Annotated in this window: 11 protein-coding genes and 2 tRNA genes; 9 read left to right on the top strand and 4 right to left on the bottom strand. The window is 59.3% G+C overall.

The window, feature by feature from the left end; all coding sequences use genetic code 11:
• Window positions 1-91: 91 nt before the first annotated feature.
• Together ACEN8Z_RS08780 and dcd are read right to left on the bottom strand one after the other, a co-directional pair.
• The gene (locus tag ACEN8Z_RS08780; protein ID WP_442095644.1) at window positions 92-301 is read right to left on the bottom strand and encodes a hypothetical protein; all 210 of its coding nucleotides are present in this window, start codon (window positions 299-301) and stop codon (window positions 92-94) included.
• 107 nt (window positions 302-408) lie between these two features.
• Window positions 409-975 carry a dCTP deaminase gene (gene dcd / locus ACEN8Z_RS08775; protein WP_007940589.1) on the bottom strand — a complete coding sequence of 189 codons (567 nt, stop codon included), beginning with the start codon at window positions 973-975 and terminating at the stop codon, window positions 409-411.
• A gap of 353 nt (window positions 976-1,328) precedes the next feature.
• On the opposite strand from dcd, the gene ACEN8Z_RS08770 reads away from it, so the two are divergent.
• Window positions 1,329-1,538 carry a cold-shock protein gene (locus tag ACEN8Z_RS08770; protein WP_002554837.1) on the top strand — a complete coding sequence of 70 codons (210 nt, stop codon included), beginning with the start codon at window positions 1,329-1,331 and terminating at the stop codon, window positions 1,536-1,538.
• A 149-nt stretch (window positions 1,539-1,687) separates the two neighbouring features.
• Here the strand turns inward: ACEN8Z_RS08770 and ACEN8Z_RS08765 are convergent, their stop codons facing one another.
• Window positions 1,688-2,695 (bottom strand): DUF481 domain-containing protein, encoded by a 1,008-nt coding sequence (locus tag ACEN8Z_RS08765; RefSeq protein ID WP_495597374.1) that lies wholly within the window; start codon window positions 2,693-2,695, stop codon window positions 1,688-1,690.
• Window positions 2,696-2,858: 163 nt separating this feature from the next.
• Here ACEN8Z_RS08765 and ACEN8Z_RS08760 point away from each other — a divergent pair, with 163 nt between their 5' ends.
• The 4 genes from ACEN8Z_RS08760 (at window position 2,859) to ACEN8Z_RS08745 (ending at window position 7,648) form a co-directional block, all read left to right on the top strand.
• Complete coding sequence (locus ACEN8Z_RS08760) at window positions 2,859-3,212, top strand: MGMT family protein (RefSeq protein ID WP_495597373.1); 354 nt, start codon at window positions 2,859-2,861, stop codon at window positions 3,210-3,212.
• Window positions 3,213-3,256: 44 nt separating this feature from the next.
• A complete protein-coding gene (locus tag ACEN8Z_RS08755) occupies window positions 3,257-4,816 on the top strand; it encodes an AmpG family muropeptide MFS transporter (RefSeq protein WP_495597372.1) in 1,560 nt (519 codons plus the stop codon).
• A gap of 143 nt (window positions 4,817-4,959) precedes the next feature.
• Complete coding sequence (locus tag ACEN8Z_RS08750; protein ID WP_495597371.1) at window positions 4,960-6,675, top strand: proline--tRNA ligase; 1,716 nt, start codon at window positions 4,960-4,962, stop codon at window positions 6,673-6,675.
• 19 nt (window positions 6,676-6,694) lie between these two features.
• On the top strand, window positions 6,695-7,648 hold the full coding sequence (locus ACEN8Z_RS08745; RefSeq protein ID WP_495597370.1) for a hypothetical protein: 954 nt from the start codon (window positions 6,695-6,697) through the stop codon (window positions 7,646-7,648).
• Between the two features lie 119 nt (window positions 7,649-7,767).
• Here ACEN8Z_RS08745 and dinB read toward each other — a convergent pair whose 3' ends face one another.
• Window positions 7,768-8,829, bottom strand: a complete 1,062-nt coding sequence (dinB, locus tag ACEN8Z_RS08740; protein WP_495597369.1) for a DNA polymerase IV — start codon at window positions 8,827-8,829, stop codon at window positions 7,768-7,770.
• A gap of 301 nt (window positions 8,830-9,130) precedes the next feature.
• On the opposite strand from dinB, the gene ACEN8Z_RS08735 reads away from it, so the two are divergent.
• From ACEN8Z_RS08735 to ACEN8Z_RS08720, 4 genes are all read left to right on the top strand, one after another.
• Window positions 9,131-9,207 (top strand) — tRNA-Met (locus ACEN8Z_RS08735).
• Window positions 9,208-9,439: 232 nt separating this feature from the next.
• Window positions 9,440-9,516: transfer RNA gene (locus tag ACEN8Z_RS08730), tRNA-Met, on the top strand.
• 279 nt (window positions 9,517-9,795) lie between these two features.
• A complete protein-coding gene (mprF, locus tag ACEN8Z_RS08725) occupies window positions 9,796-12,438 on the top strand; it encodes a bifunctional lysylphosphatidylglycerol flippase/synthetase MprF (protein ID WP_442095650.1) in 2,643 nt (880 codons plus the stop codon).
• Window positions 12,438-13,733, top strand: a complete 1,296-nt coding sequence (locus ACEN8Z_RS08720) for a virulence factor family protein (RefSeq protein ID WP_495597368.1) — start codon at window positions 12,438-12,440, stop codon at window positions 13,731-13,733. The genes mprF and ACEN8Z_RS08720 overlap by 1 nt, the downstream gene beginning before the upstream one ends.
• Window positions 13,734-13,825 lie beyond the last annotated feature (92 nt).

Genomic DNA, 13,825 nt, shown 5'->3' with positions numbered 1-13,825 from the left:
GGCGCCGGTACAGCCAGCTTTGATGTTGACTGACCCACCGCCATCGCGAGCAGGCTCGCCCCCACTTTTTTGATATTTCGCGTCTGGTCTGTCAGACAACAGGCGCAGGCGGTGGCTCATCCGGCAAAGTGGGTTCACCAGGCTCCATCGGCTCTTCGTTCGGGGTATCGGGATCAGGCTGACCGGGGATGCCTCCTGACATGCTGACAGGCGGATGTGCCAACAAGGACCAGGCCAGAACGCCAACCTGATTGGGTTCAAGCCTTGCCAGTTCGGCACTGATTCGCGGATCGATCTTCATTCGGCACTCCTGAGCGATGGCCCGACCCGCCTTGCGCGGATCGGAACAGTACACCCCATAGAGTGTACGCCCGCTCAGGAATTCCCGGCATTTGTCAGACGGTTGACTCAGGTACGAGGCAGGGTCACGCCACGCTGGCCCTGATACTTGCCGCCACGGTCCTTGTAAGACACTTCACATTCTTCGTCAGACTCAAGGAACAGCATCTGCGCCACGCCTTCGTTGGCGTAGATTTTCGCCGGCAGATTGGTGGTGTTGGAGAACTCCAGGGTCACGTGACCTTCCCACTCAGGCTCGAGCGGCGTGACGTTGACGATGATGCCGCAGCGCGCGTAGGTGCTTTTACCCAGGCAAATGGTCAATACATTGCGTGGAATGCGGAAGTATTCGACGGTGCTGGCCAGGGCGAAGGAGTTCGGTGGAATGATGCACACGTCGCTGTGGATGTCGACGAAGCTGCCGGCATCGAAGTTTTTCGGGTCGACGATGGCCGAATTGATGTTGGTGAACACTTTGAAATGATTAGTGCAACGCACATCGTAGCCGTAGCTCGACACGCCGTAGGAGATGACACGGCTATCGTCGCTGCCGCGCATCTGACGCTCGACGAAAGGTTCGATCATGCCGTGTTCCTGCGCCATGCGGCGAATCCACTTGTCCGATTTGATGCTCATGGCGGGTGTCCTGAATAGCGAGGTCGAAAAATTCTGTCCGGCATCTTACCGGGCGCGCCGCCGGGTTCAAAGTCCGCGGTGCAATTCTCGCCGAACAGGCAGGAATTACCTGCGCTGGCGACGAACCGGCACACCGCCGATCCCTAAAACAGAGAAACCTGCGCAAGAAGCATTGGCACGTCCCGGAAAAAGGGTTAAGGTGGCGTCACTGTGCTGCTTGTGTCACTGAGAATCTCTACACGATATGTTGAATTTCGATCCAACCATCTACAAGAATTTTTCCTGCTCTTTGCACTCAGTCTCGGCCAGGGTTCTTCCTGAGTCGCAGTTATCTTTGTTCAAGGAGTTACACCATGTCTAATCGCCAAACCGGTACCGTTAAGTGGTTCAACGATGAAAAAGGCTTCGGCTTCATCACTCCACAATCCGGTGACGACCTGTTCGTTCACTTCAAAGCTATCCAGTCCGACGGCTTCAAAAGCCTGAAAGAAGGCCAACAGGTTTCTTTCATCGCTACCCGCGGTCAGAAAGGCATGCAAGCTGAAGAAGTTCAAGTTATCTAACTTGTACTTGCTTTAGTAAAAAGCCCCGCCCTCAACAGCGGGGCTTTTTTGTGGACGGGTGTTTTGTCCACACAAAAAAGATCGCCGCCTTCGACAGTTCTCGCGTTTACCTTGCAGGAGCTGCCGAAGGCGGCGATCTTTTGATGTTCTTACCAGGCCACGCCAAACCCTGCGGTGTAGCGTGTCGTGTCCAGATCCGCATCGTCGGTGCCACTGATGATGTCCCGCTCCGCCTTCAGGTTCAGCGAAGCCCAGTCAGTCACCTTGTAGCGCAATCCCATCTCGGCATCGAGTGCGTAGTCGGCCACACCCGACAGCGGCTTGGCGACCTCACCATTGGTGAAGAACTCGACACGCTTGCCGATCAGGTAGCGGTTGTAATCCCACTTCATGGCCAGGGCATAGAAATTGTCCTTGCTGCCATCGGAAAATTCATAGTCCGTGCGGTTGACCAGCGAGCCCAGGGAGAACGCCCCGAGTTCGTCATCCCAGAACTGATAGCCGGGACCGGTACCGACGGTGCGCTGCCGGGAAAGGTCTTCGACCTTGTCGCGCTTGTAGACCAGGCGCCCCTGCCAGAACCATTGATCGGTCAGGAATCGGTCGATGGAGTACTCGGCCCGCCAGTTGTCCGTGGTCACCACGTCGTCCTGGAATTCACGGTTGTATTCACCTTCAGCGGTGTGCCGCCAGCGACCATGACGCGCACTGGTCTTGAAATCGATGTCGTAGTCATCGGTGTCGTTTTCCGCCCGCTGATAATCCAGTGCGATATCGACGTTGCCTTTCCACACCAGATCCTCGACCACCGGTTTTGGCTTGAGAATCTGCTGAATGCTTGCCAGCTCGACCGTCTTCGGTGCTTCGCCATTGGCCAGCGTGACCTTGCCAGCGTCCGCCGCCTTCAGCGACTTGGCTTTCTCGCCACTGTAGGCATCCTGCTTGACCAGCAGCTCCTGATCGCTATCCAGGGTCTTGACCTGTTTCCAGTCGATCGTCACCGCACCGGCGTACTCGGTCTGGATCAACAGCTTGCCGCCATCGAACAGCGTGATCTTGCCACTCAGCTTGTCACCGTTGTTCAACCACACGGTATCGGCTAGCAAGGGAGTGGAAGCACCAAGGACGGCGAGACACAGCAGGGATCTGGACAACATAAGCAAAATACGGGCTCAGGCTTGCGAAAAAAGTCGGCATTATCCGTAGGAACAAGGCCCTGACAAGGACTGACCCAACTATTTCTCTTGAGTTCATTTCTCAACTGCCTGCGCAGGAATTACTCTAAAGACGGTAAAGCAAACCTCTTCAGGACTGACGGACGTGACCGATCCAACCGATGAACCCCAGAGTGCAACGCAAATCCGACGCACGGCGCTGTATTTGACACTTGCACAAATACCCGAGGGCAAAGTCGTCAGCTACGGCCAACTGGCCGAGCTTGCAGGACTGGGTCGCGCCGCGCGCTGGGTCGGCCGCACGCTCAGCCAATTGCCGGGCGACAGCAAGTTACCCTGGCACCGTGTTCTGGGAGCAAACGGGCGTATCAGCCTGCCGGCGGGCAGCCCTTCGGGTGATGAGCAGCGCGCACGATTACGCATGGAGGGCATCAGCATCCTGAATAATCGTGTTGATATTCAGCGCCATGGCTGGCGCCCGGTAGAGCACAGCGGTTAGAGTGCGCGCTTTGTTTCCGTATTTCTTGAGGCAGACTCCAGCCCATGCCCCGTAAAACCTGGCGCGCCGCGCTCGCCGCTTATGCCAGCCCTTCGACACTCGTGCTGTTGCTGCTCGGTTTCGCCGCCGGCCTGCCCTACATGCTGGTATTTTCGACGCTTTCGGTCTGGCTGCGTGAAGCTGGCGTCGCTCGTGAAACCATTGGCTATGCAAGCCTGATCGGCCTGGCGTATGCCTTCAAATGGGTCTGGTCACCGTTGCTCGACCAATGGCGACTGCCATTGCTCGGCAAACTCGGTCGACGACGATCCTGGCTCGTATTGTCTCAGGCACTGGTCATCCTCGGCCTGATCGGGATGGGCTTCTGCGACCCGCAAAAGCATTTGTCCTGGCTGATCGCCATCGCCGTGGTCGTCGCTTTCGCCTCGGCGACGCAAGATATTGCGGTAGACGCCTATCGCCTGGAAATCGCCGAAGACAACCGTCAGGCCGCACTGGCCGCCAGCTACATGTCCGGTTACCGGGTCGCTGCGTTGCTGGCTACTGCAGGCGCGCTGTACTTCGCCGAAGGCTTTGGCTCTACCGGCTTCAACTACAAGCATTCGGCCTGGGCCGGCACTTACATCTTGTTCGGAGTGCTGATGGTCCCCGCACTGCTGACGTCCCTGTTCATGCGCGAACCACCCGTGCCGTTGCGCACGCAACTGCAGGCCGGACGCTACAGCTTCGTGCATCAACTGGCATCGGTGTTCGTGCTGATCATATTGCTGGTGTCCGTGCCGGCCATGTTCACCCAGTTCTATAACACCGACTTCGCCAGCGTACTGTTCCAGGGCGTAAGCCTGCTTGACCTGTTGCTGGAGGACCGCGCCTTCCTTCGCGCGATTCTCTACACCACCCTCACCGCCCTGTGCCTCTCGGCCATGGGTCGTCGCGGCCTGGCGCCAGTGCTGACACCGGTCAACGACTTCATCCTGCGATACCGCTGGCAAGCGCTGCTGCTGCTCGGCCTTATCGCCACCTACCGGATGTCCGATACGGTCATGGGTGTGATGGCCAACGTGTTCTACATCGACCAGGGCTTCACCAAAGACCAGATCGCCAGCGTCAGCAAGATTTTCGGCCTGATCATGACTCTGGTGGGGGCCGGCATGGGTGGCCTGCTGATCGTGCGTTTCGGCATCCTGCCGATCCTGTTCATCGGCGGCGCGGCATCCGCTGCGACCAACATCCTGTTCCTGCTGCTCGCCGACATGGGCCCCAACCTGAACATGCTGGTGCTGACCATCTCCCTGGACAACTTCAGTTCAGGTCTGGCGACTTCGGCCTTCGTCGCCTACCTGTCGAGCCTGACCAACCTCAAGTTCTCCGCCACCCAATACGCCCTGCTCAGCTCGATCATGCTGCTGCTGCCACGCCTGATCGGCGGCTACTCCGGGGTCATGGTGGAAAAATTCGGTTACCACAACTTCTTCCTGATTACAGCCCTGCTGGGCGTTCCGACACTGCTGTTGATCGCCTTGCACTGGTTCCAGGAGAACCGCCGCGAAGGTCCGACACCTACACCGGAACCGGTGCAGACCCCGGTCGCCGAAGAATCGTAGGCTCTTAACGCAGGAAAAATCGCGGAGGGCCGTGTGAATCGCGCCCTCCTGCCACACCACCGACCGCATGCCTGTACGCCAGCGGATCTCGCCCGTACAATGCTCCGTCATTTCTCGTCATCAGCAATCGATAACGGCCAACCATGCGCACCAGTCAATTTTTGCTCGCCACACAAAAAGAAACGCCTTCCGACGCGGTCGTGATCAGCCACCAGCTGATGCTGCGCGCCGGCATGATCCGCAAACTCGCCTCGGGCCTGTACACCTGGCTGCCGATGGGCTTGCGGGTAATGCGCAAGGTCGAAGCCGTCGTTCGTGAAGAAATGAACGCCGCCGGCTCTCTCGAAGTGTTGATGCCGAGCACGCAACCGGCTGAGCTGTGGCAGGAATCCGGGCGCTGGGAAGAGTACGGCCCTGAATTGCTGCGCTTCAAGGATCGCCATGGCCGCGACTTCTGCGCCGGCCCGACCCACGAAGAAGTCATCACCGATCTGATGCGCAATGAACTGAGCAGCTACAAGCAGCTGCCGATCAACCTGTACCAGATCCAGACTAAATTCCGTGATGAAATCCGCCCACGCTTCGGCTTGATGCGCGGCCGCGAATTCATCATGAAGGACGCCTACTCGTTCCACGCAGACCAGCCTTCGCTGCAAGTCACCTACGACCGCATGCACCAGGCCTACTGCAACGTGTTCACCCGTCTGGGCCTGAGGTTCCGTCCTGTTGAAGCCGACAACGGCTCCATCGGCGGCGCCGGTTCCCACGAGTTCCACGTGCTGGCCGAGTCCGGCGAAGACGATATCGTTTTCAGCAACGGCTCCGACTACGCCGCCAACATCGAAAAAGCCGAAGCCGTGCCGCGCGAAACATCGCGTGCCGCTCCGACCGAAGAGCTGCGTCTGGTCGATACTCCGAATGCCAAGACCATTGCGCAACTGGTCGAAGGCTTCAACCTGCCGATCGAGAAAACCATCAAGACCCTCGTGGTGCACGCAGAAGAGAAAGGCAAGCTGATTGCCCTGATCATCCGTGGCGACCATGAGTTGAACGAAATCAAGGCCGCCAACCAGCCAGGTGTTGCCAGCCCCCTGGTCATGGCCTCGGAAAGTGAACTGCGCGACGCCATTGGCGCCGGCGCGGGCTCCCTCGGCCCGTTGAACCTGCCGCTGCCGATCATCATCGACCGTTCGGTCGAATTGATGAGCGACTTCGGCATCGGTGCCAACATCGACGACAAACACTACTTCGGCGTGAACTGGGAGCGCGACCTGCCTGTTCCGACCGTTGCCGACCTGCGCAACGTCGTGGCCGGCGACCCGAGCCCGGACGGCAAAGGCACCCTGGAAATCAAGCGCGGCATCGAAGTCGGGCATATTTTCCAGCTGGGCAACAAGTACAGCAAAGCGATGAAGTGCGAAGTGCTGGGCGAGAACGGCAAGCCGGTCACCCTGGAAATGGGCTGCTACGGCATCGGTGTGTCTCGCGTGGTGGCGGCTGCCATCGAGCAGAACAACGACGAAAACGGAATCATCTGGAGCGACACCCTCGCGCCTTTCCAGATTGCCCTGGTGCCGCTGCGCTACGAAACCGAACAGGTTCGTGAAGCCACCGACAAGCTGTACGCGGAACTCACCGCTGCCGGCTTCGAAGTGCTGCTCGATGACCGCGACAAGAAAACCAGCCCGGGCATCAAGTTCGCGGACATGGAGCTGATCGGCATTCCACACCGGATCGTGGTCAGCGATCGCGGCCTGGCCGAAGGCAACCTGGAATACAAGAGCCGTACCGAGGCCGACGCACAAGCGCTACCGGTCGCCGACGTGCTGTCGTTCCTTCAGGCCCGCATCCGCCGCTGATACCAGATATAGAGGCGTCATGTTCAAGCGAAACACCTTAGGCCTCGGTGGTGCCGCCCTGTGCGGCACCCTGCTGGTCAGCGGCTGTGCCAACCACATGTCACAACGCAGCGAGCAAGAGGAACGGATCGAGCGTAAATTGCTCGATCACAGCCTGCAAATCGATGTCGGTGAGCCCAAGGTGCTTGAGCTGCCGCAAAGGCGGGTGAAAATCCACGAGCAGAAGACTTTCGAAGTCACCGAATACGAAGTCACGCGTCACTACGACCGCTATACGCCGTACCAACCCTGGCGGGAGATTTACGAAATCCCGCTGGGCGCGGTGGCCGTGGTGGCGGGTATCGGTGCCAACGTGGTCAACGTGTTCACCCTCGGCAATCTGCCGGACAGCGTGACCAAGGACTGGCTGAGCTACGGTTTCGCCGGGCTCAACCCGTTCATGAACGTGCAGTCCCACGGCCGCGCGCAGCAAAACCTGGCCAGTATTGGTGAAGTCCAGCGCGACAAACGCACGGAGTACTCAAGCCTGCCCTGGAGCGAGCGCCCGGTTGAGGTCAAGGCCGGCAAGGAAACCTTCGAACTGAGCACCGACAAAAACGGCGTGTTACGCCTGAATCTGTTGGACAGCCCGTTCGCCGAACATGACATCAATCATCTGAGCCGATTGCTGATCCGTGTTGAGGATGCCCAGGGGAGCGTGCACAACGATTCCACCCTGACCATCAGCAGCAATTTGCGCAGCAAGCTCTATGAAGCCCATGGGTTGATTTATGACGACCTCGAAGGTGACGAAGTCAATCAGTGGGTCCACCGGGTCAAACGCCTGTCGGAGCTGGGTCTTGAAGAAGAAGCCAGCGAGCTGGAACAGAGCCTGATCGAACTGACGCGCAATGATCCTGAATTGCAGACCGAGTTTCTGAAGTCGCTGGCCCGCAATGGCGAGCGACTGGTGGCGAATCCGGGGCTCAATTAAAGCCAAAAAGTTTCGCGAGCAAGCCCGCTCCCACATTGGATTTGTGAACAACGGAAATTCCATGTGGGAGCGGGCTTGCGAAGGCGGCCAGACATTCACCGCCTAACCTCAATCCTCCACTACCGCTCAAACAACTCCATCTGTTCGAACCCGCCCCGCAAGTCCTCCAGCCGCACGCCGACGCCCAACAACCGAACCGGTTTACCGCCGCGATTGAAGGCCTGGGTCAACATCAACTGATAACTCCCCAGATCCCGCCCTGCCCCGGCCTGCTCCAGTGTGGTCTGGGTAAAATCATGGAATTTCACTTTGACGAATGGCTTGCCAGGCCGATAACTGCTGTCGATTCGCGCCATGCGACCGGCCAGGGTTTCCAGCAACTCGGGCAATTTATCCAGGCAACTCGCCAGGTCCGGTAGATCCACGTCGTAGGTATTTTCGACACTGATCGACTGACGACGACTGTCGTTGTGCACCACACGATCATCAATCCCACGGGCCAGGCTCCAGAGTCGCTCGCCAAAGCTGCCGAACTCTCGCACCAACGCCAACTTGTCCCACTCGCGCAATTGCAGGCAATCGGTGATACCCAGTTTGCCGAGCTTGTCGGCGGTGACTTTGCCGACCCCGTGCAATTTGCTCACCGGCAAGCCACTGACAAAGTCCTCGACCTGGTCCGGTGTGATGACAAACAGGCCGTTGGGCTTTTTCCAGTCACTGGCGATCTTGGCCAGAAACTTGTTTGGCGCCACTCCCGCCGACACGGTGATATGCAATTGGTTGGAGACCCGGCGCCGGATGTCCTGGGCGATTCGCGTTGCACTGCCGCCGAAATGCGCGCTGTCCGACACATCGAGGTACGCCTCGTCGAGCGAGAGCGGTTCAATGATCTCGGTGTAGTCGCGAAAGATCGTGTGAATTTCCCTGGACGCCTCTCTATAAGCATCCATGCGTGGCTTGACGATGGTCAGGTCCGGACACAGTTTCAAGGCATGCCCGGAGGACATCGCCGAACGCACCCCGTACGCTCGCGCCTCATAATTACATGTGGCAATCACCCCGCGCCGATCCGCCGACCCGCCCACCGCCAACGGCTTACCGGCCAGGCGCGGGTCGTCGCGCATCTCAATGGCGGCGTAGAAACAGTCACAATCGACGTGGATGATCTTTCGCTGAGTCATAGCAAAGCAGTGTTCATGGCAAGGAAAAGGCGTATTGGTGTGACGGACATCCAGTATCTCACCGGCACCTGTATATAGCACCAGTAGTCTGAATGTTCTTTTCGACTCGTGGGAAATGTCATTGGTAAATTTATTTCTTCAATCGAAAAAACATTCGCGATAGAGCCGCAGGCCTTGCCCCGCCTGCCTCACAGACTGACCAACCCGCCCCTCCGCAAGCTAACCGATTGAAGCAAAACAGGTTTTATCGGAATTGACGGTTGACACCCCGGCGTATCTCTATAGAATGCAGCCACACAGACGCGGGATGGAGCAGTCTGGTAGCTCGTCGGGCTCATAACCCGAAGGTCGTCGGTTCAAATCCGGCTCCCGCAACCAAACATCAAAAAAGGCTACTCGAAAGAGTGGCCTTTTTTGTGGGCGGTCGTTTTGTAGCGCCGAACGCCGGAACACGGCCTGGACACTCAGCGACGCCGAAAGCGGAAATCGTTCTGATTCCGAAACTTAGACCATCACTGCGACCGTTTGCCGCGATTCAACGTTTATTTGACCTGCTTCAGGATTAACGGTTGACACCCCGGCATTACTCTATAGAATGCCGCCACACAGACGCGGGATGGAGCAGTCTGGTAGCTCGTCGGGCTCATAACCCGAAGGTCGTCGGTTCAAATCCGGCTCCCGCAACCAAACATCAAAAAAGGCTACTCGAAAGAGTGGCCTTTTTTGTATCTGTTGAAAAAGTCCTTTCGCAACAATGATCTGTCACTGTGTAGCAAGCCGTTTTGGGATCTCCCATGCACCGGGTTCAGACTATGCTCTATCGCAGGCTGAAGCCTTCACGACTGATAACGCGCCGTCCCTGTTGCCGGGTGATAGGCGTTAATATTTGTGATTATTTTTTTCTGCAGGGATTGGTAACTTGGCTGGATACCCCCATCCTGTCGCGCACAATCCAAGAGGTGATTGATGCGCGCCAACTCGTCTGATTCACAAGACACTGTCACAGCGACACAACCGATCAAGGCTGAGCGCCTGCGTCTGCTTGATCGATTGAGCAAATACCGTCAACCCATTGGCCTGGCGGTCACCCTGCTGTTGTTCGCGATCGCGCTGATTGCCTGTCGCCACCTGTTGAGCGAGCTCGACCTTTACGCGCTGCACGACTCGATCCTCGAAGTTCCGAAACCTGCCTTGATGGGCGCGCTGGGCGCAACCGTGGTGGGCTTCATCATTCTGCTCGGCTACGAATGGTCGGCCAGCCGCTATGCCGGAGTGAGCCTGACACCGCGCACGCTGGCACTGGGCGGTTTCACGGCCTTTGCCATCGGCAATGCCATCGGCCTTTCAATGTTGTCGGGCGGCTCGGTCCGCTATCGCCTCTATGCCCGTCATGGCCTGGGAGCGGCTGAAGTCGCGCGCATGACGCTGTTCGCCAGCCTCTCGCTAGGTTGCGCCCTGCCACCGCTGGCCGCCCTGGCGACGCTCAGCGACCTGTCTGCCGCGTCCACCGCACTGGGGCTCTCCGAGACCTTGCTGGGCGTGGTGGCGACTGCCGTGCTCGTGTTGTTTTCGGTGCTGGCCTTAGGTATCTACCGTCGTCGACTGCCGGAACAGCCTTACCCGGACAACCTGCTGGTCAAGGTCGGACGCCGCACCTTGCGCCTGCCCGGGCTTCGACTGACGTTCCTGCAATTGATCATCACCGCCCTGGACGTAGCCGCCGCCGCAACCGTGCTCTATCTGCTGCTGCCGGAAACTCCGCCCTTCGGCGCGTTCCTATTGGTATACCTGCTGGCTCTGGCCGCCGGCGTGCTCAGCCATGTGCCGGGCGGAGTCGGGGTGTTCGAGGCAATTTTGCTGGCCGCGTTTTCCGACACCCTTGGCGCCGCGCCTCTGGCGGCCGCCCTGCTGCTCTATCGCTTGATCTACGTGGTCCTGCCGTTGCTGGTGGCCTGCCTGCTGCTGCTGATCAACGAAGGTCAGCGCCTGTTCCAGACACGCCAGACATTGCGCGCGGCCTCAGGTCTGGCGGCTCCGATACTGGCGGTGCTGGTATTCCTGTCCGGCGTTGTCCTGCTGTTCTCCGGCGCCACCCCGGAAATCGATACCCGCCTGGAACACATCGGTTTTCTGATCCCCCATCGACTGGTCGATGCTTCGCACTTTGGCGCCAGCCTGGTCGGCGTTCTGTGCCTGTTGCTGGCCCAGGGACTGCGTCGCCGGCTGTCGGCCGCGTGGATGCTGACCACCATTCTGTTGCTGGTCGGCGCCCTGCTCTCGCTGCTCAAGGGTTTTGACTGGGAAGAAGCCAGCCTGATGGTATTGACGGCGAGCCTGCTCGGGGTATTCCGCCGCTCGTTCTATCGCCCCAGCCGCCTGACTGAAGTGCCGTTCTCGCCGCTGTACCTGGTCGCCAGCCTGTGCGTGCTCGGCGCGTCGATCTGGCTGCTGCTGTTCGCCTATCAGGACGTTCCCTACAGCCACCAACTCTGGTGGCAGTTCACCCTCGATGCCGACGCCCCTCGCGGCCTGCGTTCACTGCTCGGTGCCGCGGTGCTGCTGGTAGTAGTGTCGCTGACCTGGCTGCTGCGCACCGCGCGCCCGGTCATTCACCTGCCGACGCCCGACGAACTGGAACGCGCCAGCAAGATCCTCATGGCATCGGCCCAACCGGATGGCGGCCTGGCCCTGACCGGTGACAAGGCGCTGCTGTTTCACCCCAATGACGAAGCATTCCTGATGTACGCCCGTCGCGGCCGCAGCCTGGTGGCGCTGTATGACCCGATCGGCCCGGGCCAGCAACGGGCGGAAATGATCTGGCAGTTCCGCGACCTGTGCGATATCCACCACGCCCGCCCCGTGTTTTATCAAGTGCGCGCAGAGAACCTGCCGTACTACATGGACATCGGTCTGACGGCGATCAAGCTCGGCGAAGAAGCCAGGGTCGACCTGAAGCGTTTTGATCTCGAAGCCAAGGGCAAAGAGATGAAGGACCTGCGCTACACCTGGAACCGTGGCACCCGTGACGGCCTGTCGCTGGAAATCTTTGAGCCGGGTCACGCACCGATGGATGAGCTCAAGGTGATCTCCGATGCCTGGCTGACCGGCAAGAATGTCCGGGAGAAAGGTTTTTCGCTGGGCCGCTTCAGCGATGACTACCTCAAGTATTTCCGCATCGCAGTGATTCGTTTCGAAGGGCGCCCGGTGGCGTTCGCCAACTTGCTCGAGACCTACGGTCATGACCTGGCCAGCCTCGACCTGATGCGCGCGCACCCGGATGCCCCGAAGCTGACCATGGAGTTCATGATGGTCGGCCTGATTCAACATTATAAAAATCATGGGTACGCGCGTTTCAGCCTGGGCATGGTGCCGTTGTCGGGGTTACAACCCCGTCGCGGCGCGCCATTGACCCAGCGCCTGGGCTCGATGGTATTCCGCCGTGGTGAGCAGCTATACAACTTCCAGGGCTTGCGCCGCTTCAAAGACAAGTTCCAGCCTGATTGGGAACCCCGTTATATGGCCGTGCCCGCCGGACTCGATCCGCTGGTTGCGCTGGCCGACACTGCTGCCCTGATCGCGGGCGGCTTGACCGGATTGGTGAAACGCTGATGATTCAACGCTCCTTGCGGTATGTATTGGGCACACTGGTGATAGTGGCCCTGATTCTCGGTGGCGGTTACTGGTACCTGAAACGCCCGGCACCGGAACCGACCCTCGAATGGCTGACCCCGGCCGATGGTGCGGCGATGACCCGTGTCATCCCCGGCACCACGCCACGCGCCCAGGTGCTGGTGGCAGTCAACGAAGACCAGAAACTCAGCGACAAGCAATTGATGACCCTGAGCCGCAGTGGCTCGGCGCAGATTGTCCAGGTGATCCTGCCCAAGGACTGCCTGCTGCAAAGCCGTGCCCTGCAATCAGGTCTGCGAGAACTCAAAGGCCCGGCGACCCTGGTCGGCGGCATCGGCCCGGGCGCCGTGCTGGCCTGGCGCTGGTTGTCCGAGCAAAAGGATGACAAGGCTTACGCCGTCTCGGTCGACCTGGCCCTGGAAAAGGGGGGCTGCACTCACCTGTTGCCGAAAAGCGCCGCCCACGGCCACTGGCTGGCAGCCTGGAACGACAACCCGGACGACACCAGCGCCGGTTTTGTGCGCGACCAGGTCAATGCCGAAACCAGCATCAGCGACTACGACATCAACCTGCCGCAAGTGTTGAACAACGAACTGCGCAAGATCCTCGTTGGTGGCGACAAAGCCGCTGGCGGCCTGCAGATCCCGGTGGTCGAAGTGCCGGCGGGCCAGGCCAGGGACACCGTGACCCTGTTCCTGTCCGGTGACGGCGGCTGGCGCGACCTCGACCGCGACGTGGCGGGCGAGATGGCCAAGATCGGCTACCCGGTGGTCGGCATCGACACCCTGCGCTACTACTGGCAGCACAAGAGCCCGGAGCAAAGCGCGCTGGACCTGGCTGAACTGATGCAACACTACCGGCAGAAATGGGGCACCAAGCGTTTCATCCTGACCGGCTACTCGTTCGGCGCGGATGTTCTGCCGGCGATCTACAACCGTCTGGCCGAGTCGGAGCAGAATCGCGTTGATGCGATCATCCTGCTGGCCTTCGCCCGTACCGGCAGCTTTGAAATCGAAGTCGAAGGCTGGCTTGGCAACTCCGGCAAGGAAGCCGCCACCGGCCCGGAAATGGCCAAGCTGCCAGCCGCCAAAGTGGTGTGCATCTACGGTGAAGAGGAAACCGACGAAAGCGGCTGCACCGACAAGACTGCAGTAGGCGAAGCGATGAAACTGCCCGGCGGTCACCACTTCGACGAGAACTACCCGGCGCTGGCCAAGCGTCTGGTAGAGATCATCGAGAAGCGTCAGCCGAAGGAAACAGCTGCTACAGAGTGATCTGACAGCCAGCAAAATAGCCCTCGTTACCTCACGGTAGCGGGGGCTTTTTCATTCTTGCGTGCACCACACATCCCCTGTGGGAGCGAGCT

The organism is Pseudomonas sp. Pseusp10, from assembly GCF_059492225.1.
The sequence above is the reverse complement of the archived record's forward strand: the minus strand, read 5'-3'. Positions and strand labels throughout refer to the sequence as shown.

Bases quoted from the DNA above. Each gene is read 5' to 3' on its own strand.
- ACEN8Z_RS08780 (WP_442095644.1), bottom strand. From the start codon at position 301: ATGAAGATCGATCCGCGAATCAGTGCCGAACTGGCAAGGCTTGAACCC.
- dcd (WP_007940589.1), bottom strand. From the start codon at position 975: ATGAGCATCAAATCGGACAAGTGGATTCGCCGCATGGCGCAGGAACAC.
- ACEN8Z_RS08770 (WP_002554837.1), top strand. From the start codon at position 1,329: ATGTCTAATCGCCAAACCGGTACCGTTAAGTGGTTCAACGATGAAAAA.
- ACEN8Z_RS08745 (WP_495597370.1), top strand. From the start codon at position 6,695: ATGTTCAAGCGAAACACCTTAGGCCTCGGTGGTGCCGCCCTGTGCGGC.
- dinB (WP_495597369.1), bottom strand. From the start codon at position 8,829: ATGACTCAGCGAAAGATCATCCACGTCGATTGTGACTGTTTCTACGCC.
- mprF (WP_442095650.1), top strand. From the start codon at position 9,796: ATGCGCGCCAACTCGTCTGATTCACAAGACACTGTCACAGCGACACAA.
- ACEN8Z_RS08755 (WP_495597372.1), top strand. From the start codon at position 3,257: ATGCCCCGTAAAACCTGGCGCGCCGCGCTCGCCGCTTATGCCAGCCCT.
- ACEN8Z_RS08750 (WP_495597371.1), top strand. From the start codon at position 4,960: ATGCGCACCAGTCAATTTTTGCTCGCCACACAAAAAGAAACGCCTTCC.
- ACEN8Z_RS08765 (WP_495597374.1), bottom strand. From the start codon at position 2,695: ATGTTGTCCAGATCCCTGCTGTGTCTCGCCGTCCTTGGTGCTTCCACT.
- ACEN8Z_RS08720 (WP_495597368.1), top strand. From the start codon at position 12,438: ATGATTCAACGCTCCTTGCGGTATGTATTGGGCACACTGGTGATAGTG.